This window comes from Pseudomonas sp. C9-3 (assembly GCF_032392015.1).
Taxonomy (GTDB): domain Bacteria; phylum Pseudomonadota; class Gammaproteobacteria; order Pseudomonadales; family Pseudomonadaceae; genus Pseudomonas; species Pseudomonas nitroreducens.
In genome coordinates this window covers 5927207-5949043 of sequence record NZ_CP135919.1, presented here as the reverse complement: position 1 = coordinate 5949043, position 21837 = coordinate 5927207, and the positions used below count along the sequence as shown (strand labels likewise).

Annotated in this window: 20 protein-coding genes; 9 read left to right on the top strand and 11 right to left on the bottom strand. The window is 66.7% G+C overall.

The window, feature by feature from the left end; translation table 11 throughout:
* The first annotated feature begins 13 nt into the window (after positions 1-13).
* Together RS899_RS27215 and RS899_RS27210 are read left to right on the top strand one after the other, a co-directional pair.
* The gene (locus RS899_RS27215; protein ID WP_315808502.1) at positions 14-949 is read left to right on the top strand and encodes a choline ABC transporter substrate-binding protein; all 936 of its coding nucleotides are present in this window, start codon (positions 14-16) and stop codon (positions 947-949) included.
* A 7-nt stretch (positions 950-956) separates the two neighbouring features.
* Complete coding sequence (locus tag RS899_RS27210; RefSeq protein ID WP_315808501.1) at positions 957-2516, top strand: SulP family inorganic anion transporter; 1560 nt, start codon at positions 957-959, stop codon at positions 2514-2516.
* 121 nt (positions 2517-2637) lie between these two features.
* On the opposite strand, the gene aroE is transcribed toward RS899_RS27210, so the two are convergent.
* On the bottom strand, positions 2638-3459 hold the full coding sequence (gene aroE, locus RS899_RS27205; protein ID WP_315808500.1) for a shikimate dehydrogenase: 822 nt from the start codon (positions 3457-3459) through the stop codon (positions 2638-2640).
* Positions 3460-3622: 163 nt separating this feature from the next.
* Positions 3623-4537, bottom strand: a complete 915-nt coding sequence (hemF, locus tag RS899_RS27200) for an oxygen-dependent coproporphyrinogen oxidase (protein ID WP_024763659.1) — start codon at positions 4535-4537, stop codon at positions 3623-3625.
* A 182-nt stretch (positions 4538-4719) separates the two neighbouring features.
* Here hemF and RS899_RS27195 point away from each other — a divergent pair, with 182 nt between their 5' ends.
* Entirely contained in the window at positions 4720-5697 is a 978-nt protein-coding gene (locus tag RS899_RS27195) for an NADPH:quinone reductase (protein ID WP_315808499.1), read from the top strand.
* Positions 5698-5814: 117 nt separating this feature from the next.
* On the opposite strand, the gene RS899_RS27190 is transcribed toward RS899_RS27195, so the two are convergent.
* The 3 genes from RS899_RS27190 to RS899_RS27180 form a co-directional block, all read right to left on the bottom strand.
* Positions 5815-6372 carry an L-threonylcarbamoyladenylate synthase gene (locus RS899_RS27190; RefSeq protein WP_315808498.1) on the bottom strand — a complete coding sequence of 186 codons (558 nt, stop codon included), beginning with the start codon at positions 6370-6372 and terminating at the stop codon, positions 5815-5817.
* Between the two features lie 41 nt (positions 6373-6413).
* Complete coding sequence (gene dprA, locus RS899_RS27185) at positions 6414-7511, bottom strand: DNA-processing protein DprA (protein WP_315808497.1); 1098 nt, start codon at positions 7509-7511, stop codon at positions 6414-6416.
* Positions 7512-7640: 129 nt separating this feature from the next.
* Positions 7641-8666, bottom strand: coding sequence for a LysM peptidoglycan-binding domain-containing protein (locus tag RS899_RS27180; protein ID WP_233296874.1), 1026 nt, complete (start codon positions 8664-8666; stop codon positions 7641-7643).
* 138 nt (positions 8667-8804) lie between these two features.
* On the opposite strand from RS899_RS27180, the gene def reads away from it, so the two are divergent.
* The 6 genes from def (at position 8805) to RS899_RS27150 (ending at position 14993) form a co-directional block, all read left to right on the top strand.
* Positions 8805-9311 carry a peptide deformylase gene (gene def, locus RS899_RS27175; RefSeq protein ID WP_054907560.1) on the top strand — a complete coding sequence of 169 codons (507 nt, stop codon included), beginning with the start codon at positions 8805-8807 and terminating at the stop codon, positions 9309-9311.
* Between the two features lie 54 nt (positions 9312-9365).
* On the top strand, positions 9366-10325 hold the full coding sequence (fmt, locus tag RS899_RS27170; protein ID WP_315808496.1) for a methionyl-tRNA formyltransferase: 960 nt from the start codon (positions 9366-9368) through the stop codon (positions 10323-10325).
* Entirely contained in the window at positions 10322-11632 is a 1311-nt protein-coding gene (gene rsmB, locus RS899_RS27165) for a 16S rRNA (cytosine(967)-C(5))-methyltransferase RsmB (protein WP_054907562.1), read from the top strand. The genes fmt and rsmB overlap by 4 nt, the downstream gene beginning before the upstream one ends.
* Before the next feature lie 43 nt (positions 11633-11675).
* Positions 11676-13049: a Trk system potassium transporter TrkA gene (gene trkA, locus RS899_RS27160; protein WP_054907563.1), complete on the top strand. Its 1374-nt coding sequence runs from the start codon at positions 11676-11678 to the stop codon at positions 13047-13049.
* 127 nt (positions 13050-13176) lie between these two features.
* Positions 13177-14628, top strand: a complete 1452-nt coding sequence (locus RS899_RS27155) for a TrkH family potassium uptake protein (RefSeq protein ID WP_054907564.1) — start codon at positions 13177-13179, stop codon at positions 14626-14628.
* Between the two features lie 47 nt (positions 14629-14675).
* Positions 14676-14993, top strand: a complete 318-nt coding sequence (locus RS899_RS27150) for a tetratricopeptide repeat protein (protein WP_054907565.1) — start codon at positions 14676-14678, stop codon at positions 14991-14993.
* 144 nt (positions 14994-15137) lie between these two features.
* On the opposite strand, the gene RS899_RS27145 is transcribed toward RS899_RS27150, so the two are convergent.
* The 6 genes from RS899_RS27145 to doeA form a co-directional block, all read right to left on the bottom strand.
* Positions 15138-16517, bottom strand: coding sequence for an aspartate aminotransferase family protein (locus RS899_RS27145; protein ID WP_315808495.1), 1380 nt, complete (start codon positions 16515-16517; stop codon positions 15138-15140).
* A gap of 16 nt (positions 16518-16533) precedes the next feature.
* Positions 16534-17991, bottom strand: a complete 1458-nt coding sequence (locus RS899_RS27140) for an NAD-dependent succinate-semialdehyde dehydrogenase (RefSeq protein ID WP_315808494.1) — start codon at positions 17989-17991, stop codon at positions 16534-16536.
* Positions 17992-18125: 134 nt separating this feature from the next.
* Positions 18126-18773 carry a 7-cyano-7-deazaguanine/7-aminomethyl-7-deazaguanine transporter gene (locus RS899_RS27135; RefSeq protein ID WP_054907568.1) on the bottom strand — a complete coding sequence of 216 codons (648 nt, stop codon included), beginning with the start codon at positions 18771-18773 and terminating at the stop codon, positions 18126-18128.
* Between the two features lie 259 nt (positions 18774-19032).
* Positions 19033-19521 carry an Lrp/AsnC family transcriptional regulator gene (locus RS899_RS27130; protein WP_315808493.1) on the bottom strand — a complete coding sequence of 163 codons (489 nt, stop codon included), beginning with the start codon at positions 19519-19521 and terminating at the stop codon, positions 19033-19035.
* A gap of 13 nt (positions 19522-19534) precedes the next feature.
* A complete protein-coding gene (doeB, locus tag RS899_RS27125) occupies positions 19535-20551 on the bottom strand; it encodes a N(2)-acetyl-L-2,4-diaminobutanoate deacetylase DoeB (RefSeq protein WP_315808492.1) in 1017 nt (338 codons plus the stop codon).
* A 4-nt stretch (positions 20552-20555) separates the two neighbouring features.
* Positions 20556-21746 (bottom strand): ectoine hydrolase DoeA, encoded by a 1191-nt coding sequence (doeA, locus tag RS899_RS27120; RefSeq protein WP_315808491.1) that lies wholly within the window; start codon positions 21744-21746, stop codon positions 20556-20558.
* Positions 21747-21837 lie beyond the last annotated feature (91 nt).

Sequence of the window (21837 nt, the reverse complement as noted above, 5' to 3'; positions counted from 1 at the left end):
AGGGGAAGGGAGCATGAAGAACACCGTACGAAGAGCATCGACGCTGTTGCTGGCTGGCGCACTCGCGCTGGGCGGCCCGCTGGCCCGGGCCGAAGATGAAGCCTGCAGTACGGTGAAGCTGGCCGATCCTGGCTGGACCGACATCGCCGTCACCAACGGCATCGCCGCTTTCCTGCTCGAAGGCCTGGGCTACAAGGTGAAGATCGACACCCTCTCGGTGCCCATCACCTACGGCGGCCTGCGCGACGGCCAGGTGGACGCCTTCCTCGGCAACTGGATGCCGGCGCAGCAGGGCTTCTACGACCAGTTCATCGCCAGCAAACAGGTCACCCAGCTGGCGAAAAACCTGCAGGGCACCGAGTTCACGCTCGCCGTGCCGACCTATGTGTGGGACGCCGGGGTGAAGACCTTCGCCGATCTCGACAAGTACGCCGACCAGTTCAACAGGAAGGTCTACGGCATCGGCTCCGGCGCGCCGGCCAACCAGTCGATCCGGAAGATGATCAGCGGCGACGAATTCGGCCTGGGCGACTGGAAGCTGGTCGAGTCCAGCGAGCAGGCGATGCTCGCCGAGGTGGGCCGCGCGGTGAAGCGCGAGCGCTGGATCGTCTTCCTCGGTTGGACGCCGCACCCGATGAACGTGAAGGTCGACATGAAGTACCTTAGCGGCGGCGAGAAGTACTTCGGCAGCACCGGCAGCGTGTTCACCGTGACGCGCAACGGCTACGCCGAGCAGTGCCCGAACAGCGGCAAGCTGCTGGCGAACCTGTCCTTCGACCTGAAGATGGAGAACGCCATCATGGCCCAGGTGCTGGAGAAGAATATGAAGAACCCCGACGCGGTGAAGGCCTGGATCAAGGCCAATCCGCAGAGCCTCGACACCTGGCTTGAAGGCGTGAAGACCCGCGACGGCGGTGACGCGCTGGCCGCCGTGAAGGCCAAGCTGTAGGCCTTCGATGGAACGTCTGATCCGCCTGTTGCCCTTCATTGCCTGGCTGCCGCAGGTCACGGGGCGCGATGTGCGCCGTGACCTGGGCGTCGGCCTTTCCGGTGCAGTGCTCGCCCTGCCGCAATCCATGGCCTATGCATTGATCGCCGGGCTGCCGGCGGAGTACGGCTTGTACGCAGCGATGCTGCCGGTGCTGATCGCCTGCCTGTGGGGCTCGTCGAAGCACATGGTCGGCGGGCCGACGGCGGCGATTTCGGTGGTGCTGTTCACCGCCATCGCCCCGCTGGCGCCGACGGGCAGCGCGCAGTTCATCCAGTACGCGCTACTGCTGACCTTCCTCGCCGGTCTGTTCCAATGGCTGCTGGGCATGCTGCGATTCGGCGTGCTGGTGAACTTCGTTTCGCACTCGGTGCTGCTGGGCTTTACCTGCGGCGCCGCGCTGGTGATCGTCATTGGCCAGTTGCCCTATCTGCTCGGGATCACCACGAGCGGGCAGGGCACGGCGCTGACCAGTGCTGCCGCGCTGTGGTGGAAGCTGCCGCAGTTCCATGGGCCTTCGTTGCTGGTCGGCCTGATCAGCCTCGCACTGAGCCTGCTGATGAAACGCCTGTGGCGGCGCGGACCGGCGCTGCTGGTCGGCCTGATCGGCGCCAGCACGCTGGTCTGGGCGATGCCGGCGACCTTTGCCGGCGTCGCCAGGGTGGCCGCCTTCCGCAGCGCACTGCCGCCACTCAGCCCGTTGCCGTTCGATCTGTCGGCGATCGCCCAGTTGCTCCCCGCCGCCGTGGCCTGCGGCATGCTCGGGCTGGTCACCAGCCTGTCCATAGCCCGCGCGCTGGCCGCGCGCTCGCACCAGGCGCTGGATGCCAACCAGGAAGTGCGCGCCCAGGGGCTCTCCAACCTGATCGGCCCTTGGCTGTCGGGCACGCTGTCCGCCGGTTCCTTCACCCGCTCCGGGCTGAACCAGGATGCCGGCGCACGCACGCCACTGGCCGGGGTCTTCTCGGCCCTGTGGGTAGCGCTGCTGGCCGTGGCAGGTGCCGGATTGATCACCCATATCCCGCTGCCGGCGATGGCGGCCGGCATCCTGCTGATCTGCTGGAACCTGGTTGATCGCCCGGCGCTGCGCGCCCTGTGGAAAGGCAGCCGCGCCGAATCCCTGGTGATGCTGCTGACCCTCGCCGCGACCCTGCTGCTGCCGCTGCAGAACGCCATCTACGCCGGCGTGCTCGCCTCGCTGTTCTTCTACCTCAAGCGCACCTCGCAGCCACGTGTACAGCAGTGGGAGGGCGAGAATGAAGAGGTGCTGCGCATCGAGGGTTCGATCTTCTTCGGCGCCTGCGACTATCTGCAGAAACTGATGCAACACAGCCGCGGCGAACGCCTGGTGCTGGACGCCCACCACGTCAACTTCATCGATTTCGCCGGTGCGCAGATGCTCCAGCAGGAAGCCCGCCGACTGGCCAGCGAGGGCCGCAGCCTGGTGCTGCGCAATGCGCGGCCGCGGGTGCGCGCGGAGTTGGAGAAGCAGATGGGGAAGGGCGGGGTGTTGCTGGTCGAGGAATAGCGCCGGGCTTCATCTGTAGGAGCGAGCTTGCTCGCGAACAGATTCTCCAGGCGACTTCGCTGCTGGGCGTGGTTCGCGAGCAAGCTCGCTCCTACAAGTGGTCGCACGCCCTGCCGAGCACTCAGCCCTTGAGCTGCCGGCGCAATTCTTCCAGCACCGGCGCCGAGTCCGGCCGCACGCCACGCCACAGCAGGAAGGCCTCCGCCGCCTGCTCCACCAGCATGCCCAACCCGTCGATGCAGCGCGCCGCGCCATGCACGGCAGCCCAGCGGTTGAACGCGGTAACGTCCTTGCCGTACATCATGTCGTAGCAGACGGTATGCCCCGGCTTGAGCAGCGCCGGGTCGATGGGCGGCAGCTCGCCGGCCAGGGACGCCGAGGTGCCATTGACGATCAGGTCGAAGGGCTCGTCGCGTAGCTCGAATCCGCCGCCGCGCACATTACCCAGGTCCTTGAACTCCTCGGCCAGTTGCTCAGCCTTGGACTCGGTGCGGTTGGCGATGACGATGCAAGCCGGCTGCTCAGCAAGGAAGGGTTCGAGAATGCCGCGTACCGCGCCACCGGCGCCCAGCACCAGGATGCGCGCGCCGCGCAGTACGACGCCGTGATTCACCGTCAGGTCGCGGGTCAGCCCGGCGCCGTCGGTGTTGTCGCCCAGCAGTCCGCCGCCTTCCAGCTTCTTCAGGGTATTCACCGCACCGGCCCGGCGCGCGCGCTCGCTCAGCTCGGTGGCCAGGCGGTAGGCGTCTTCCTTGAACGGCACGGTAACATTGCCGCCCAGGCCCTCAACGAAGAACTCGCGGGCGTTCCCGGCGAAGTCATTCAGCGGCGCCAAGCGCGCGTCATAGCTCAGCACCTGGCCGGTCTGCTCGGCGAACAGACGGTGAATCTGCGGCGACTTGCTGTGGCCGATGGGGTTGCCGAAGACGCAGTAGCGGTCCATTCAGAATCCTGAAGCGTGAAGTACAAGAAGGCGCAGAGATTGCGACTTTTCGGTTTGGGTGCCAAGCCATGTTCGCGAGCAAGCTCGCTCCTACGAAGAGCGGTCCGGCTCGCGGGCTTTTCGTAGGAGCGAGCTTGCTCGCGAACCGCCCGAAAGATGACGGTCAGGCCTGCGCCAACCAGTCCCGATCCGTGAGGAAGTACTCGGTCAGGCGCGCTTCCTCGCTGCCCGGCTCCGGCTTCCAGTCATAGCCCCAACGCACCTGCGGCGGCAGGGACATGAGGATCGACTCGGTGCGCCCGCCCGACTGCAGGCCGAACAGGGTGCCGCGGTCGTAGACCAGGTTGAATTCGACGTAGCGGCCGCGACGGAAGGCCTGGAACTCGCGCTGCTGCTCGGTGTACGGGGTGTTCTTGCGCTTGCGCACGATGGGCAGGTAGGCGGAGAGGTAGGCATCGCCGATGGCCCGCAGGAAGGCGAAGCTGGTGTCGAAGTCCCACTGGTTCAAGTCGTCGAAGAACAGGCCGCCCACACCGCGCGGCTCGTTGCGGTGCTTGATGTGGAAGTAGCGGTCGCACCATTCCTTGTAGCGCGGGTAGACATCCTCGCCGAAGGGCGCGCAGGCGTCGCGGGCGACCTGGTGCCAGAGCACGCAGTCTTCTTCGTGGGCGTAGTAGGGCGTCAGGTCGAAACCGCCACCGAACCACCACACGGCCTCTTCCCCTTCCTTCTCGGCGATGAAGAAGCGCACGTTGGCGTGGGAGGTTGGCACGTGCGGGTTGGTCGGGTGGATCACCAGCGACACGCCCAGCGCCTGGAAGCCGCGGCCGGCCAGTTCAGGCCGGTGTGCGCTGGCGGACGGCGGCAAACCGCTGCCGAATACATGGGAGAAATTCACTCCGCCTTTCTCGATCAGGGCACCGTCGCCGATCACCCGCGTACGACCGCCACCGCCAGCCGGACGCTGCCAGGCGTCTTCGACGAAACGTGCGCTGCCGTCCTCGGCTTCGAGTGCGGCGCAGATGCGGTCTTGCAGGTCGAGCAGGTAGGCCTTCACGGCCTCGATGCGGTCGGTCACGAGAATCACCTTGGAGCGGGAAAGCCACGCGTGGCGCGGGCCGGAGCGGGATTTAAGAGCGAAAACGGGCGCAAGCATACCATCGCCGCCGGCAAAGCTGGTCTTGACGGCCGTCAAGCTGGCGGCTTGGATGAAAGTCTTTTCCCCGGCGAGGCAGAGCCTCGCGCCATCAGGAGAGCGACATGGCCAAGCGTGTTCAATTCGCCAAGACCGGCGGCCCGGAAGTCCTCGAAATCGTCGACTACACCCCCGCTGAGCCCGGTCCCAACGAGGTGCGGGTGCGCAACCGCGCCATCGGCCTGAATTTCATCGACACCTACTACCGTAGCGGTCTGTATCCCGCGCCAGCGATGCCGTCCGGGGTTGGCACTGAAGGCGCCGGCGAGGTGGAAGCGGTGGGCAGCGCAGTGACCAACGTGGAGGTCGGCGACCGCGTCGGCTACGCCACCGGCCCGCTGGGCGCCTACAGCGAGCAGCACACGCTGCCGGCCGCCAGCGTGGTGAAGCTGCCCGATGCGATCACCTTCGAGCAGGCCGCCGCCGTCATGCTCAAGGGCCTGACCGTGCAGTACCTGCTGCGCCAGACCTACAACGTGCAGCCGGGCCAGACCATCCTCTGGCACGCGGCCGCCGGCGGCGTCGGGCTGATCGCCTGCCAGTGGGCCAAGGCCATCGGCGCACACCTGATCGGCACCGTCAGCTCGGCGGCCAAGGCGGACCTGGCGAAATCCCACGGCGCCTGGGAAACCATCGACTACAGCCACGAGAACGTGGTTGAGCGCGTGCTGGCGCTGACCGACGGGAAGAAATGCCCGGTGGTCTATGACTCGGTGGGCAAGGACACCTGGCTGAACTCGCTGGACTGCACCGCGCCGCGCGGCCTGGTGGTGAGCTTCGGCAACGCCTCCGGCCCGGTGGACGGGGTGAACCTGGGCATCCTCTCGCAGAAGGGCTCGCTCTACGTCACCCGCCCGACGCTGTTCGGCTACGCCAGCACGCCGGAACGCCTGCAAGCCATGGCGGACGACCTGTTCGGCATGATCACCAGCGGCAAGGTGAAGGTGGAGATCAACCAGCGCTTCAGTCTGGCCGAGGCGGCCAAGGCGCAGACGGAACTGGCGGCGCGGCGTACCACCGGGTCGACCATTCTGCTGCCCTGACCTGAACAGCGTTCGCGAGCAAGGACTAGGCGCCTCCTCGGTCCTACAGGGTGCGGCGGTATCGCTTTTTGTAGGAGCGAGCTTGCTCGCGAACCGGGTCGCGTCGTGGTGACCGGCTTACGACGGGCGAACGGTCTCGCCGGTACGCAAGTCGCGGATCAGGCTGGGATTGCGGCGCCCGCCCAGGGCGCCGCCGAGCACGCCGTCCAATTCGCCGCGGAAGTACTGCTCGACGCGCAAGCGGCTGCGCGCGGCGGGGCGGCCGGCGGGGTTGGCCGACGTGGAGATCAGCGGGCCGGTGTAGCGGCACAGTTCGCGCACCAGCGGATGATCGGTGACGCGCAGGGCAACGGTATCGTGCTCGCCGGTCACCCACTCGGGCAGGCGCCCCTGGTGCGGCACCAGCCAGGTGTTGGGGCCGGGCCAACTGGCGGCGAGCTTGTCCTGCCAGGCTTCGGGCAGGTCTTCGAGGAGGAAGTCGAACTGGCGGATGTCGCCGGCCACCACGATCATGCCTTTTTCCACCGGCCGCGCCTTGATCGCCAGCAGGCGGTACACGGCGTCGGCGCTCCACGGGTCGCAGCCCAGGCCCCAGACGGCTTCGGTCGGATAGGCGATCACACCGCCATCGCGCACGACCTGGGCCATGCGCTGGGTACGCCAGTTGCTGTACATCGGGAGTTCCTCGGATCTGCGATGCGCGGCAGTTTACGTGCTCATGGGGCGCGATGCACCCAGACGCCGGCCTCGCAGGCCACCCGCCCGTCCAGCTCCAGCTCGGTGAGCTCAACCAGCACCTGCGGTAGCTCCAGGCCACTGCGCAGCGCCAGTTGTTCGCTGCTCTGCGGGGCGGCACGCAGCAGATCGACCAGCGGATGGGACGGCCACGAAGGCGCGGCTTCCACACTCGGCGCGCTGCGCGTCCAGCCCTGCAAGCCCTCGAGAATGTGCTCGACCGTCTCCACCAGCGTCGCGCCCTGGCGGATCAGCTCATGGCAGCCGCGCGCCCCGGGATGATGGATCGAGCCGGGGATCGCATAGACCTCGCGGCCCTGTTCGGCGGCCAGCCGCGCCGTGATCAGCGAACCGCTGGACGGGCTGGCCTCCACCACCAGGGTGCCCAGGGACAGGCCACTGATGATCCGGTTGCGCCGGGGGAAGTTCGAAGCCTGGGGTGGGGTGTACAGCGGAAACTCGGAAACCAGCGCGCTGCCCTGCTCGACGATACGCCTCGCCAGACCCAGATGACGGCGCGGATAGAGGTGCTCCAGGCCTGTCCCCAGCACGGCGACGGTCTTGCCGCCGTCCAGCGCGCCCTCATGGGCAGCCCCGTCGATCCCCAAAGCCAGCCCGCTGGTGATCACGAAACCACCGCCGGCCAGGCTGCGGGCGAAGGCCCGCGCGGTATCCAACCCCGGCTTACTGGCCCGGCGGCTACCGACCATCGCGAGCTGCGGCCGCTCCAGCACGGTCGGCTCGCCAGCCAGGAACAGCAGAGGCGGTGCATCCTCCAATTCTGCGAGCAGTGCCGGATAGCCCGGTGAATCCCACATGAGCAGGTGCTGCGCCGGCGCCTCCAGCCAGCGCATGGCCTGCGCCGCCTGCTCGCGAATGCGCGCGTCGCGGCGTGGCTCTGCACAACTGGCGGGCAGCCCCAGGGAGCGCCACGCCGCCGCTGGCGCGCTCAAGGCAGCAGACGCCGAGCCGAAGGCGTCCAGCAGCCGACGAAAACGTCGTGGCCCCAGTTCCGGCAAGGCATGCAGGCGCAGCCGCGCTTCGAGTTCGGCCGGGGAGAGAGTTGGGTCAACGGGCATGGCGAAATCCTCGGTGCAAGGAGATCGCCGGACTATGTCGCGCCTGCTGGTTCCGCCGCTGTCGGACCCTTCCGGATCACGCCCACAAAAAACCCCGCCGAAGCGGGGTTTCTTCAAGTCACGCGCGTATCACGGGTTCTGGACGCGGTCGTTGACTTCCAGCGAGCGGGTAGCGGTCAGCACCAGCCCGTAGCTCAGGCGGTTGTAGGTACGGAAGACCATCACCAGGCCCGAGCGCTCGTCCGGGATCTTCACCATGTCTTCGGTGACGCGATCGCGCACGGTCTCGCCCAGCTTGTAGATCGCCAGTACGTTGCCTTCGGCCAGGCCGTCGCGGGTGCCCTTGTCGATGGTCACCACGTCGTACTTGCCGATCTGCGTCACGCCGCGCGGCACGTCGATGATGGTGCCCTTGATCGGGGTGCTCGGCTCGCTGGGCATGAAGGTCGAGGTGATCGCGCGTTCCTCGGTGGGGAACAGGCGGTCGCCCGAGCGGACTTCCTGGGTGGTGCGGGTCAGCATCAGGGTGGCGATATCGCCTTCCTTCGCGGTGACGTTGGCGCCACCGACGTCCATGGCGTCAATGCCCAGGACTTCGTTGGTCTCCTGGTCGTGGTAGACCTTGGCCTGGCGGAAGATGCCATAGCTGCCCTCTTCCGACAGCGAATTGCCGCGGGCGTAGGCACGGTCACCGGCACCGCTGATCACGCTCTCCTGGTCGCCAGCGACCACGTAGGGAGCGTTGGAGAAGTCGGTGTCGCTGTCGACGATGCGGTTGGACAGCAGGAAGGCGTTGATCTTGTCCAGCGGAATGGTCGGGATCGCCTCGGCGATCGGGGTGCTGCGCACCCGCGGCGACAGCTTGATGGTCCCGCGGGACTCGCCGCGGTTGAGCATCAGGCGCGGCTGGCCGTCAATGTACGTGAGGCTCAGCACGTCACCCGGGTAGATCAGGTGCGGGTTCTGAATCTGCGGATTCACCTGCCAGATTTCCGGCCACTTCCACGGCTTGCTGAGGAACTTGCCGGAGATGTCCCAGAGGGTGTCGCCCTTCACTACGGTATAGCGATCCGGATGGCCTTCCTTGAGCTGCACGGCAGCCTGCGCCATCCCGCCTGCAGCGAGCAGCAGCAGGGCGAGTAGTGTTTTCCTCATGCGGTGAATCCCTTTATTATGTGTACACATGAAACGCCTGGAAGCCGCCCCTACCGCGCTTTCCAGCCGTTTTTCGATGCTGCTCAGCATATTAGCAGCCGATTTTGACTTTATTCCACAAGTGCATCACAAACGTATATGGCCATTCTGAACATTCTCGAATTCCCCGATCCGCGCCTGCGGACCATCGCCAAGCCGGTCACGGTCTTCGATGACGCCCTGCGTACGCTGATCGACGACATGTTCGAGACCATGTACGAGGCGCCGGGCATTGGTCTTGCGGCAACGCAGGTCAACGTACACAAGCGCGTCGTGGTGATGGACCTCTCCGAGGACAAGTCCGAACCCCGGGTCTACATCAACCCCGAGTTCGACTACCTCACCGAGGAAATGGACCAGTACCAGGAAGGCTGCCTGTCGGTGCCCGGCTTCTACGAAAATGTAGACCGCCCGCAGAAAGTGCGGATCAAGGCCCAGGACCGCGATGGCAATCCCTTCGAGGAGGAAGCCGAGGGCCTGCTCGCCGTGTGCATCCAGCACGAGTGCGACCACCTCAACGGCAAGCTGTTCGTCGACTACCTGTCCAACCTCAAGCGCGACCGCATCCGCAAGAAGCTGGAAAAGCAGCACCGGCAACAGGCGTGACCCCATCTCCCAAAGGCTTGCCCCGGCAAGCCTTTTCTTTTTGAAGAGCCCGATATGAGCCAAGCACTGCGCATCGTCTTCGCCGGCACCCCGGAATTCGCCGCCGAGCACCTCAAGGCCCTGCTGGGCGGCCCCCACGAGCTGGTGGCCGTCTACACCCAGCCGGACCGCCCGGCCGGCCGTGGCCAGAAGCTGATGCCCAGCCCGGTCAAGCAACTCGCCGTGGCGAATAGCCTGCCGGTGCTGCAGCCGCCGACCCTGCGCGATCCCGCCGCCCAGGCCGAGTTGGCCGCGCTCAAGCCGGACCTGATGGTGGTGGTGGCCTACGGCCTGATCCTGCCGCAGGCGGTGCTGGATATCCCGCGCCTGGGCTGCATCAACAGCCACGCCTCGCTGCTGCCGCGCTGGCGCGGTGCGGCGCCGATCCAGCGCGCAGTGGAAGCCGGCGACGCTGAGAGCGGTGTAACCGTGATGCAGATGGAAGCCGGCCTGGACACCGGGCCGATGCTGCTCAAGGTCAGCACGCCGATTTCCGCCGAGGACACTGGCGGCAGCCTGCACAACCGCCTCGCCGAGCTGGGCCCGAAGGCGGTGATCGAGGCCATTGCCGGCCTCGCCGCCGGCACGCTCAAAGGCGAGGTGCAGGACGACGCCCTGGCCACCTACGCGCACAAGTTGAACAAGGAAGAGGCACGCATCGACTGGTCGCGCCCGGCCGACGAGCTGGAGCGCCGCATCCGCGCCTTCACGCCGTGGCCGGTTTGCCACACCACGCTCGGTGACGCCGCGCTGAAAGTACTCGGCGCCCAGCCCGCGCAAGGCAAGGGCGAACCGGGCAAGATCCTCGACGCCAGCCGCGACGGCCTGCTGGTCGCCTGCGGTGAAGGCGCACTGCTGCTGACCCGCCTGCAACTGCCTGGCGGCAAGCCGCTGGCCTTCGCCGACCTGTTCAACAGCCGCCGCGAACAGTTTGCCGCTGGCCAGACCCTTGGCCAGCAAGGGCCGGACGCATGAGTACCAATCCTCGCCTGGCGGCCGCCCGCGCGCTGGCCGCCGTACTGGCCGGCCGCGCCTCGCTGGGCAGCTCGCTGCCGACCCAGTTGGAGAACGTCGAGCCGCGCGACCGTGGCCTGGTGCAGGAGCTGGCCTTCGGCAGCGCTCGCTGGCAGCCGCGCCTGTCCACCCTCGCCGCGCGCCTGCTGCAGAAGCCGTTCAAGGCCGGCGACCGTGACGTCGAGGCACTGCTGCTGGTCGGCCTGTACCAGTTGCTCTACACCCGCATTCCACCGCACGCGGCCATTGGCGAGACCGTCGGCTGCGCGGACAAGCTGAAGAAGCCCTGGGCCAAGGGCCTGCTCAACGCCGTGCTGCGCCGCGCCCAGCGCGAGAGCGAAGCCCTGCTGGCCGAAGTCGACAAGGACCCGGCTGCACGCCTGGCGCATCCACGCTGGCTGCAGAAAGCGCTGAAGAAATCCTGGCCGGAGCAGTACGAGGCCATCTGCGCCGCGAACAATGCTCACCCGCCGATGACCCTGCGGGTGAACCGCCGCCATGGCAGCCGCGATGCCTACCTGGAAGAGTTGAACCGCGTTGGCTTCGAAGCGACCGCCTGCGAGTTCAGTCGTGACGGCATCAACCTCGTGCAGCCCTGTGACGTCCGCGAACTGCCAGGCTTTGCCGAAGGCCGGGTCAGCGTGCAGGATGAGGCCGCGCAACTGGCCGCCGACCTGCTCGAGCTGGCGCCGAACCAGCGCGTGCTGGACGCCTGCTGCGCTCCCGGCGGCAAGACCTGCCACCTGATGGAGGCCGAGCCCGCACTGGCTGGCGTGGTCGCCGTGGACCTGGAAGAAAGCCGCCTGGTGCGCGTCCGCGAGAACCTTGCACGCCTGCAACTCGATGCCCAGCTGTTCGCCGCTGACGCCCGCGACACGGCCAAATGGTGGGACGGCAAACCCTTCCAGCGCATCCTGCTGGACGCCCCCTGTTCCGCCACCGGCGTGATCCGCCGCCACCCGGACATCAAGCTGACCCGCACCGCCGAGGACATCGAGGCGCTGGCGCAACTGCAGGCTGAGCTGCTCGATGCCCTGTGGGCCACGCTCGAAGTCGGTGGCGTAATGGTCTACGCGACCTGCTCGGTGATGCCGCAGGAGAACAGCGAACAGATCGCCGCGTTCCTCGGTCGCACCCCCGGCGCCCGCGAGCTGGACCTGCCCGGCCCCTGGGGCATCAAGCAGCCCCACGGCCGCCAGCTGCTTGCGCAGCAGGGCGGGCATGACGGCTTCTACTATGCCAAGCTGATCAAGATTTCCGCCCGCTAACAGCGGGCGCAACGCAGTCCGATACGGAAAGCACGCCGCTCCCATGAAGATCATCATCCTCGGTGCCGGCCAGGTCGGCGGCACTCTGGCCGAGCACCTCGCCAGCGAAGCCAACGACATCACCGTGGTCGACACCGACGGCGAACGCCTGCGCGACCTCAACGACCGCCTGGACATCCGCACCGTCCACGGCAAGGCCTCGTTCCCCACCGTGCTGCGCCAGGCTGGCGCCGACGACGCCGACATGCTGGTGGCCGTGACCAACAGCGACGAGGTGAACATGGTGGCCTGCCAGGTCGCCTACACCCTGTTCAACACCCCGACGCGCATCGCCCGCGTGCGCGAGGCGGCATACCTGACCCGCGCCGGGCTGTTCGACAACGAGGCGATCCCGGTCGACGTGCTGATCAGCCCCGAGCAGGTGGTGACCAACTACATCAAGCGCCTGGTGGAATATCCCGGCGCCCTGCAGGTGATCGACTTCGCCGAAGGCAAGGCACAGCTGGTGGGCATCCGTGCCTACTATGGCGGCCCGCTGGTGGGCCAGGAGCTGCGCCAGCTGCGCGAGCACATGCCCAATGCGGATACCCGCGTGGCAGCGATCTACCGGCGCAACCGGCCGATCATTCCCCAGGGCGACACGGTGATCGAGGCCGACGACGAAGTATTCTTCATTGCCGCCAAGGCCCATATCCGCGCGGTGATGGGCGAGATGCGCCGCCTGGAGGACAGCTACAAGCGGATCATCATCGCCGGCGGCGGCAACATCGGCGAGCGTCTGGCCGAAGCCATCGAAAGCCGTTACCAGGTGAAGATCATCGAGATGAATCCGGCGCGCTGCCGGCACCTCTCGGACAACCTCGACAGCTCCATCGTGCTCCAGGGCAGCGCCTCCGACCGCGACCTGCTGCTGGAAGAGAACATCGGCGACACCGACCTGTTCCTTGCCCTGACCAACGACGACGAGGCCAACATCATGTCCTCGCTGCTGGCCAAGCGCCTGGGCGCGCGCAAGGTGATGACGCTGATCAACAACCCCGCCTACGTGGACCTGGTGCAGGGCGGCGAGATCGACATCGCCATCAGCCCGCAACTGGCCACCATCGGGACCCTGCTGACCCACGTGCGCCGCGGCGACATCGAGAGCGTGCACTCCCTGCGCCGTGGCGCCGCCGAGGCCATCGAGGTGGTCGCCCATGGCGACGCCAAGTCGAGCAAGGTCATCGGCCGCAGGATCAACGAAGTGCAGTTGCCGCCGGGCACCACCATCGGCGCGGTGATCCGCGACGACGACGTGCTGATCGCCCACGGCGAGACGAAGATCGAGTCCGGCGACCACGTGATTCTCTTCGTGGTGGACAAGAAGCGCATCCGCGACGTCGAGCGGCTGTTCCAGGCCGGCCTGACCTTCTTCTGATCGACCCCGGGCCGCCGCAAGGCGGCCCTGCCAGTTAATTCCGAGGCTCTTTCAGACAGGTCCTACTGCGCCATCCAGCCTCCCTTGTCACCCTGCGCGGCCTGTTCCTGCTTGTCTGCCTCAGGTCATGCGCTACTCCTCCATCGGTCGAATCCTCGGCGTACTGCTGATGCTGTTCAGCGTTACGCACCTGCCGCCACTGCTCGTGGACCTGCACTACGCCGAGCACTCCTGGCAGCCTTTCGCGCTGTCCTTCCTGGTCACCTTGCTGACCGGCTTCGCCCTCTGGTGGCCGTGCCGCCAGCACAAGCAGGACCTGCGCATCCGCGATGGCTACCTGGTCACGGCGCTGTTCTGGATCGTCCTGGGGTCGTTCGGCGCCTTGCCGTTCGCGTTGTCCGACGCACCGCACATGGGCCTGGTCGACTCGCTGTTCGAGTCCTTCTCGGGTCTCTCCACCACCGGCGCGACCGTGCTCACCGGCCTCGATGCGTTGCCCCACGCCATCCTCTACTACCGCCAGCAGCTGCAGTGGCTGGGCGGCATGGGCATCGTGGTGCTGGCGGTGGCGGTGATGCCGATGCTCGGCATCGGCGGCATGCAGTTGTACCGCGCGGAGATGCCCGGCCCGCTCAAGGACCACAAGCTCTCGCCGCGTATCGCCGATACTGCCAAGACCCTCTGGCTGATCTACTGCAGCCTGACCCTGGCCTGCGCTCTGGCCTACTGGGCCGCGGGAATGAGCCTGTTCGACGCGGTCGGCCACAGCTTCTCCACCATCGCCATTGGCGGCTTCTCCACCCACGATGCAAGCATCGGCTACTTCGACAGTCCGCTGATCGAGCTGATCTGCATGACCTTCCTGGTGATTTCCGGGATCAACTTCAGCCTGCACTTCCTCGCCTGGCGCCAGCGCAAGGTCAGCCACTACCTGAAGGACCCGGAATGCCGAGCGTACCTGGGCATCCTGCTGGTGCTGTTCCTGATCACCGCGGCAACGCTGATCCTCAAGCACCACTACGACTCGCCGTTGCAGGCGATCCGCTATGCGGCGTTCATGGTGATTTCGGTGGCGACCACCACCGGCTTCGGTCTTGCCGACTTCAGCACCTGGCCGACCCTGCTGCCGTATCTGCTGATCTACAGCACCTTCATCGGCGCTTGCGCCGGCTCCACCGGCGGCGGCATGAAAGTGATGCGCATGCTGCTGGTGTACCGCCAGGGCATGCGCGAATTCCTCCGCCTGCTGCATCCCAACGGGGTGTTCCTGGTCAAGCTCGGGCGGCGCACGGTGTCCGACCGGGTGGTGGAGTCGGTGTGGGCGTTCTTCTCCATCTACCTGCTGACCTTCGTGACCCTGATGCTGGTGCTGCTGGCCCTGGGCGTGGACCAGCTCACGGCGTTCTCCACGCTCGCCTCCTGCCTGAACAACCTGGGCCCGGCGCTGGGCGAAGCGGCCGTGCATTACGGCCATCTGCCGGGCAGTGCCAAGCTGGTGCTGAGCCTGGCGATGGTGCTGGGACGGCTGGAGGTGTTCTCGCTGCTGATCCTGCTCACGCCCGCCTTCTGGCGCACATGAGGCACGGATCTTGGGGCAGAATGGCGGCCTGCTGACGGAGACCCGCCATGATCGATTCACTGGAAAAGATGCTCGCCAAGGGCGTGGACAACTCACTGCTGCGCTTCGGCCTGGGCAAGGGCTACCTGGATGCCGGCGACGCGGTGAAGGCCGCCGAACACCTGCGCCGCTGCGTGGAGCAGGACCCCAAGTACTCCGCCGCCTGGAAGCTGTTGGGCAAGGCGCTGCAGGCCGAGGGTGACCTGGACGGCGCCCGCACCGCCTGGACCGACGGGCTGGCCGCCGCTCAGGCCCATGGCGATAAGCAGGCGGAGAAGGAAATGACGGTGTTCCTGCGCAAGCTGGACAAGGCAAAGGGCGCCTAAGCGCCCTTTTCGGTGCCGCCACGCAATCCGGTGGGGATACCTGTAGGACCGAGGGGGCGCCTAGCCCCTGCTCGCGAACGGACCTCCCGGCGGCTAAGGTGCCAAGCTCGCACCTACAAAGAGCAATGCTCCTACGCAAAGCCTCTACAGCACCTCGGCAGCCACCGCATCCACTGCCGACTTGGCGATGCCGACGATCTCGTCCGCCTCGGCGCGAGTGAGCACCAGCGGCGGGGCGAAACCGAGGATATCGCCATGGGGCATAGCGCGGGCGATCATGCCGCGCTCAAGGCACGCAGCCGATACCTTCGGGCCGACCTTCAGCGCCGGGTCGAAGGGCGTGCGCGCCTCGCGGTCGGCCATGAACTCCAGCGCGGCCAGCATGCCGTCGCCGCGCACTTCACCCACCAGCGGGTGGCCCTCGAAAGTCTGGCGCAGTTGCTGGTTCAGGTAGCCGCCAACCTCCGCGGCGTTGGCGGTGATGTTCTCCCGCTCAAGGATGTTCAGGTTGGCCAGTGCCGCCGCGGCGCAGATCGGGTGGCCGGAGTAGGTCCAGCCGTGGCCCATGGCGCCTTCGCGGCTGGACGCGCTATCGATCACGTCCCATACCTTCTCGCCAACGATCACCGCCGACAGTGGCGCATAGGCGCTGGTCAGGCCCTTGGCCGTGGTGATCAGGTCCGGGCGCATGCCGTAGCGCTGGCTGCCCATCTTGTCGCCGACGCGACCGAACGCACAGACCACTTCGTCGGCAATCAGCAGCACGTCGTACTTCGCCAGCACCGCCTGGATCGCCTCCCAGTAGCCCTTGGGCGGGACGATGATGCCGCCGGTGCCCATCACCGGCTCGCCGATGAAGGCGGCCACCGTATCCGGGCCTTCGGCGAGGATCAGGTTTTCCAGCTCCTGCGCGCAGTGGCGAACGAAACTCACCTCGTCCATGCCCGCCGGCGCCTTGTAGAAGTGCGGGCACAGGGTGTGCCTGACGCCTTCCACCGGCAGGTCGAAGTGCTGGTGGAAGCTCGCCAGCCCCGTGAGGCTGCCGGTGACGATGCCCGAGCCATGGTAGCCGCGCTGGCGCGAGATGATCTTTTTCTTCTGCGGCCCGCCCAGCACGTTGTTGTAGTAGCGCACCAGCTTGACCTGGGTTTCGTTGGCGTCGGAGCCGGAGAGGCCGTAGTAGACCTTCTTCATGCCGGACGGCGCCCAGTCGCGGATGATCCGCGCGGACAGCTCGATGATCGCCTCGGAAGAATGCCCCACGTAGGTGTGGTAGTAGGCCAGCTGCGTGGCCTGTGCATGGATGGCGTCGGCGACTTCGGTGCGGCCGTAGCCGATATTCACGCAGTACAGGCCGGCAAAGGCATCGAGCAGCTCGCGCCCCTGGTGATCGCGGATGCGCACACCGGAGGCGCCTGTGATGATCCGCCCCGGCAGCGAGCCGCTGGCGTGATCGTGGGCGTGGGTCGAGGGGTGCATGAAGTGCGCGCGGTCCTCGATGAACAGCTTGGCGTAGTCGGTCATGGCGGTGTTCTCCCGGTCAGATGGCGCCGTGGTGCAAGGCGAAGTACTTGGTTTCGACGAAGGGCTCGAAGCCCTCGCTGCCGCCTTCGCGGCCCAGGCCAGAGGCCTTCATGCCGCCGAAGGGAATGGGGTGGCCGGTGAACTTGGCGCCGTTGACCGCCACCATGGCGAACTCCAGGCGCCGCATCAGCGGCCAGATGTGATCCAGGCGTTGCCCACAAAGGTAGGCAGCCAGGCCGTACTCGGTGTCGTTGGCCTGCCGGACGGCTTCGTCCAGGTCGTCGTACGCGCTCACACCGGCAATCGGCGCGAAGTTTTCCTCACGCCAGATACGCATCTGCGGGGTGACGTCGGCCAGCACGGTTGGCTGGTGGAACCAGCCGCCGAGTGCATGGGGTTCGCCGCCGGCGAGCAGGCGCGCGCCCTGGTCGACGGCGTCCCGCACACGCTCGCAGGTCACGTCGAAGGCGCCCTGGTGCATCAGCGGGCCGATCTGGCTGCGCGCATCACTGGCCGGGCCGACGCGCAGCTCACGCACGGCGCGGGCGAAACGCTGCAGGAAGGGCTCATAGAGTTCGCGGGCGACCAGGATGCGGTTGGCCGCGCAGCAGTCCTGCCCGGAGGTCTGGAATTTGGCGTCGATGGCGAACTTCACCGCCTGCTCCAGATCGGCGTCCGGCAGGACGATGAAGGGCGCGTTGCCGCCCAGCTCCAGGGCGACTTTCTTCACGTCGCGGGCGGCGGCTTGCAGCACCAGCTTCCCCACGCGGGTCGAGCCGGTGAAGCTCACGGCGCGCACGCGGCTGTCGCCGACCAGGGTTTCCATAGCCATCTGCGGCTCACCCAGCACCACGTTGAACACGCCGGCGGGGAAGCCGGCTTCTTCGGCCAGCTGTGCCAGGGCGAACGCGGAATAAGGCGTTTCGTGTGCCGGTTTGACCACCACGCTGCAACCGGCGGCGAGGGCGGCGGCGGCCTTGCGGGTGATCATCGCCGAGGGGAAGTTCCACGGCGTCAGCAACGCGGCGACGCCCACCGGCTCGACCACCGTGCCCAGGTGCGCATTGGGGATGTGGCTGGGGATGTTGCGGCCGTTCAGCCGGCGAGCCTCTTCGGCGAACCAGGGGATGAAGCTGGCGGCGTAGTCGATCTCGCCGAGGGCCTCGGCCAGCGGCTTGCCCTGTTCCAGGCTGAGGATCTGCGCCAGGTCGTCGCGGTGCAGGAGGATCAGTTCGGCCCAGCGGCGCAGCAGGGCGCTACGCTCATCCAGGCTGCGCGCTCGCCAGGCCGGGAAGGCCGCGGCGGCGGCGTCAATGGCACCGACGATCTGTTCGCGGTCGAGCAGCGGCACGTGGCCGATGGCTTCGCGGGTAGCGGGGTTGTCGACGGCGATGCTGGCGCCGCTGGCGCTGTGCAGCCAATGGCCGTTCACGTAGCAGAGCGACTTGAACAGCAGGGGATGGGCGTAGGACATGGCGGCGGCTCCTTGGCGGATGGCATGGGAACCATCCTAGGGGCCGCGGGCGCGCGGTTTTTTCCTAAGCGGGGGACGGCGGCGGCAAATCTTTTTGCAGTTCTGCCGCCGCTGTTGGGCTTTTTCGGGTGGCGTCAGGCCGTTGCGGCGCGACGCAGGTTGCGGGTGATGGCGCTGAGCAGCATGCCGTAGAGCGGCACGAAGAGCATCAGCATGACCGCGAGCTTCACGCCGTAGTCGACCCAGGCGATCTCCACCCAGTGCTCGGCCATGAAGGCGTTGTCGCTGTGCCAGAAGGCGATGGAGAAGAAGGTGAAGGTGTCCAGCAGGTTGCCGAACAGCGTCGAGACCACCGGGGCGATCCACCACTGGCGCATGCGGCGCAGGCGATCGAATACCTGGATGTCGAGGATCTGCCCGAACACGTAGGCCAGGAAGCTGGCCAGGGAAATCCGCGCCACGAAGGTGTTGAATTCGCCCAGCGAGGCGAAGCCTCTGAAGGCGCCTTCCTGGAAGATCACCGAAATGACGTAGGAAGCCAGCAGCGCCGGGATCATCACCCGCGCGATGACCAACCGTGCCGGGCGCTTGCCGAGCAGGCGGACGGTGAGGTCGGTGGCCAGGAAGATGAACGGGAAGCTGAACGCACCCCAGGTGGTGTGCCAGCCAAAGAGGGTCATTGGCAGCTGCACCAGGTAGTTGCTGGCGATGATGATCAGAATGTGGAACGCGACCAGGCCGGCGAGTGCGCCGCGCCGTGCCGCCGGAAGGGATGCCGACATGCTTGGGCCTTTTTCGTCGATGGGGTGAGGGAACCCATGCCCGGCACCATGCCGAGCGGCGCGCATTGTATACGATCCGGACCTCAAAGTCAGGTTTTGTCGTGCAATTTTTGCTCAGCTGAATTTGGGTGCACGGGGCTTTCTTCGCCCCAGCCCTCTCCCGCGGGTCAGCGGTCTTGGGTTTTGTAGGAGCGAGCTTGCTCGCGAACGGATTCACCGGCCGCGCTGGAGCTGGGCGGGTTCGCGAGCAAGCTCGCTCCTACAGGGAACCTGCCTCCAGCGCCTCGGCGGGAATCGCCGCCTCCTGGGTCTTGATTACCTTGGTGACGATATAGGTGAAGTAGCGCTCGATCCCCACGTCCTCCAGCAACAGCTGGTCGATGAAGCGCTGGTAGTGGTCGATGTCGCGCGCCTGGATCATCGCGATGTAATCCACCCCGCCGCCGGTGGCGTAGCAGAAACCGACCTCCGGCGACTGTTGCAGGCGTTGTTCGAAGCGCTTCATGTCCTGAGCTGTGTGGCGCGCCAGGGTGATTTCCACCAGCACCTGCTGCTGCTTGAACAGCGCCGGCCAGTCGATCTGCGCGCGGTAGCCCTTGATCAACCCGGCCTCCTCCAGCTTGCGCACACGCTCCCAGGCCGGGCTGACCGAGAGGTTGATCGCCTCGGCCAGGCTCGACTTGGTGATGCGCCCGTCGCCAGCGAGGATGCGCAGGATCTTCAGGTCGTAGCGGTCGAGCTTGATCATGACGGGCTCCCGTTCAGTCCAGTACCTCGGCGACCACCGCCAGGGTGTCGCCACTCTGCACCAGGCCGGGGAAATGCCGCGCGGCGAGGATGCCGCTGCGCTTGGCGCGGTACTCCACCGGCGCGGCGCCGGTGCGCAGCACGTCATGCACCCGCGCCAGCACTTCGCCACGCTCGACACGCTCGCCCAGGTCACGGCACATCTCCAGCAGGCCGCCATGCTCGCTGGCGACGAAACAGTCAGCGTCGGGCATGTCGAGCATCACCGACTTCGCCGGCTCGATCTCGCCGCGCAAAATGCCAGCCTCAACCAGCAGGTTGCGCACACCACGCCGGGCGATGGCCACGGTGCGCGCGCTGCTGGTGCCACCGCCACCCAGTTCGGTGGTGACGAACAGCTTGCCCTGTTCCTCGGCGGCGCTGTCGTACATGCCCACCGCATCCAGCTCCAACATGCGCATGGCGTAGGGCGCGGCGAAGGCGCGCATCAGCGCCTCGCTGGCTTCCTGCTGGGCCTTGTCCGGCAGCACGTGGCAGGCGGCGAAGGGCAGGAAATCCAGGGTCCGGCCGCCGGAGTGGATGTCCAGCACCACGTCCGCCAGCGGCAGCAGGGTGCGCTGGAAGTAGTCGGCGATCTTCTGCGTCACCGTGCCGTCCGGGCGGCCGGGAAAGCTGCGGTTGAGGTTGCCGGCGTCGATGGGCGAGGTGCGCTTGCCGGCATGGAACGCCGGCGTGTTCATGAACGGCACGATAATTAACCGGCCGCGCACGTCCTCGATGCGCAGTTCCTGGGCCAGGCGGCTGAGCGCCACCGGCCCTTCGTACTCGTCGCCGTGGTTGCCGCCGGTGAGCAGCGCGGTGGGGCCGTCGCCGTTCTTCACCACGCAGACCGGGATCATCACTGCGCCCCAGGCCGAATCATCCCGCGAGTAGGGCAGCTTGAGGTGGCCGTGCTGCACGCCGTCGCGCTGGAAATCGACGCTGGCGGCGATGGGGTTTTCGCGCAGCTCTTTATCGAGGGACTGTGTCATCGCCTCACTCCTTCACGAACAGCTGGCGCGGGTAGTCGCAGAAGGTCTCCACGCCGCGCTCGGTGATGAGGATGCTCTCGGTGATCTCCAGACCCCAGTCATCCATCCACAGGCCCGGCATGAAGTGGAAGGTCATGCCCGGTTCCAGCACGCTGTTGTCGCTCGGGCGCAGGCTCATGGTGCGTTCGCCCCAGTCCGGCGGGTAGCTGATCCCGATGGGGTAGCCGCAGCGGCTGTCCTTGTGGATGCCGAACTTCTCCAGCACGCCGAAGAAGGCACGGGCGATGTCGCCGGTGATGTTACCCGGCTTCGCTGCGTCGAGGCCCGCGGCGATGCCTTCGACCACGGCTTTTTCCGCATCGAGGAAATGCTGCGGCGGCTTGCCGAGGAACACCGTGCGCGACAGCGGGCAGTGGTAGCGCTTGTAGCAGCCGGCGATCTCGAAGAAGGTGCCGGCGCCGCGCTCGAAGGGCGTGTCGTCCCAGGTCAGGTGCGGCGCGCTGGCGTCGGCACCGGTGGGCAGCAGCGGGACGATGGCGGGGTAGTCGCCGCCGTGGCCGTCGACGCCGAGGATGCCGGTGCTGTAGATCTCGGCGACCAGCTCGTTCTTGCGCATACCCGGCTCGATGCGCTCGACGATGTGCGCGTGCATCTTCTCGACGATGCGCGCGGCGACGCGCATGTAATCGATCTCGCGCGGCGACTTCACCGCGCGCTGCCAGTTCACCAGGGCCGTGGCGTCGACGAACCTGGCGTTCGGCAGGTTCGCCTGCAGCGAGCGGAAGGCGGCAGCGCTGAAGTAGTAGTTGTCCATCTCCACACCGATGCTCCAGCTCGCCCAGCCGCGCGCGGCGATGACCTCGCGGGACAGGTAGTCCATCGGGTGACGCTCGGTGGACTGCACGTAGTGGTCGGGGTAGCCGACGATGTTGTCCGCCTGCATGAACACGGTACGTCGTGCGCCGTTCGCGTCCTGGCCGCGGCCGAACCAGACCGGCTCGCCGTCCAGCGCCAGCAGCACGCACTGGTGCACGTAGAAGGACCAGCCGTCGTAGCCGGTCAGCCAGGCCATGTTCGATGGATCGGTAACCAGCAGCAGTTCAATGCCGCGCTGTTGCATGCTGGCGCGGACCTTGGCGATCCGCTGGGCATATTCCTCCCGGCTGAAGGGGAGGTTGACGACGATTTCGGACATGCGGAAATCCTCTTTCGGTTTTTGTTTTTTGCTTTTGTAGGAGCGAGCTTGCTCGCGAACCCGCCTAGCTTTAGCGCTGCCGGGGAACCCG

Excerpts from the sequence above, each read along its gene's own strand:
- RS899_RS27215 (WP_315808502.1), top strand. The coding sequence starts at position 14 with ATGAAGAACACCGTACGAAGAGCATCGACGCTGTTGCTGGCTGGCGCA.
- RS899_RS27210 (WP_315808501.1), top strand. The coding sequence starts at position 957 with ATGGAACGTCTGATCCGCCTGTTGCCCTTCATTGCCTGGCTGCCGCAG.
- aroE (WP_315808500.1), bottom strand. The coding sequence starts at position 3,459 with ATGGACCGCTACTGCGTCTTCGGCAACCCCATCGGCCACAGCAAGTCG.
- RS899_RS27195 (WP_315808499.1), top strand. The coding sequence starts at position 4,720 with ATGGCCAAGCGTGTTCAATTCGCCAAGACCGGCGGCCCGGAAGTCCTC.
- RS899_RS27190 (WP_315808498.1), bottom strand. The coding sequence starts at position 6,372 with ATGTACAGCAACTGGCGTACCCAGCGCATGGCCCAGGTCGTGCGCGAT.
- dprA (WP_315808497.1), bottom strand. The coding sequence starts at position 7,511 with ATGCCCGTTGACCCAACTCTCTCCCCGGCCGAACTCGAAGCGCGGCTG.
- RS899_RS27180 (WP_233296874.1), bottom strand. The coding sequence starts at position 8,666 with ATGAGGAAAACACTACTCGCCCTGCTGCTGCTCGCTGCAGGCGGGATG.
- def (WP_054907560.1), top strand. The coding sequence starts at position 8,805 with ATGGCCATTCTGAACATTCTCGAATTCCCCGATCCGCGCCTGCGGACC.
- fmt (WP_315808496.1), top strand. The coding sequence starts at position 9,366 with ATGAGCCAAGCACTGCGCATCGTCTTCGCCGGCACCCCGGAATTCGCC.
- rsmB (WP_054907562.1), top strand. The coding sequence starts at position 10,322 with ATGAGTACCAATCCTCGCCTGGCGGCCGCCCGCGCGCTGGCCGCCGTA.
- trkA (WP_054907563.1), top strand. The coding sequence starts at position 11,676 with ATGAAGATCATCATCCTCGGTGCCGGCCAGGTCGGCGGCACTCTGGCC.
- RS899_RS27155 (WP_054907564.1), top strand. The coding sequence starts at position 13,177 with ATGCGCTACTCCTCCATCGGTCGAATCCTCGGCGTACTGCTGATGCTG.
- RS899_RS27150 (WP_054907565.1), top strand. The coding sequence starts at position 14,676 with ATGATCGATTCACTGGAAAAGATGCTCGCCAAGGGCGTGGACAACTCA.
- RS899_RS27145 (WP_315808495.1), bottom strand. The coding sequence starts at position 16,517 with ATGACCGACTACGCCAAGCTGTTCATCGAGGACCGCGCGCACTTCATG.
- RS899_RS27140 (WP_315808494.1), bottom strand. The coding sequence starts at position 17,991 with ATGTCCTACGCCCATCCCCTGCTGTTCAAGTCGCTCTGCTACGTGAAC.
- RS899_RS27135 (WP_054907568.1), bottom strand. The coding sequence starts at position 18,773 with ATGTCGGCATCCCTTCCGGCGGCACGGCGCGGCGCACTCGCCGGCCTG.
- RS899_RS27130 (WP_315808493.1), bottom strand. The coding sequence starts at position 19,521 with ATGATCAAGCTCGACCGCTACGACCTGAAGATCCTGCGCATCCTCGCT.
- doeB (WP_315808492.1), bottom strand. The coding sequence starts at position 20,551 with ATGACACAGTCCCTCGATAAAGAGCTGCGCGAAAACCCCATCGCCGCC.
- doeA (WP_315808491.1), bottom strand. The coding sequence starts at position 21,746 with ATGTCCGAAATCGTCGTCAACCTCCCCTTCAGCCGGGAGGAATATGCC.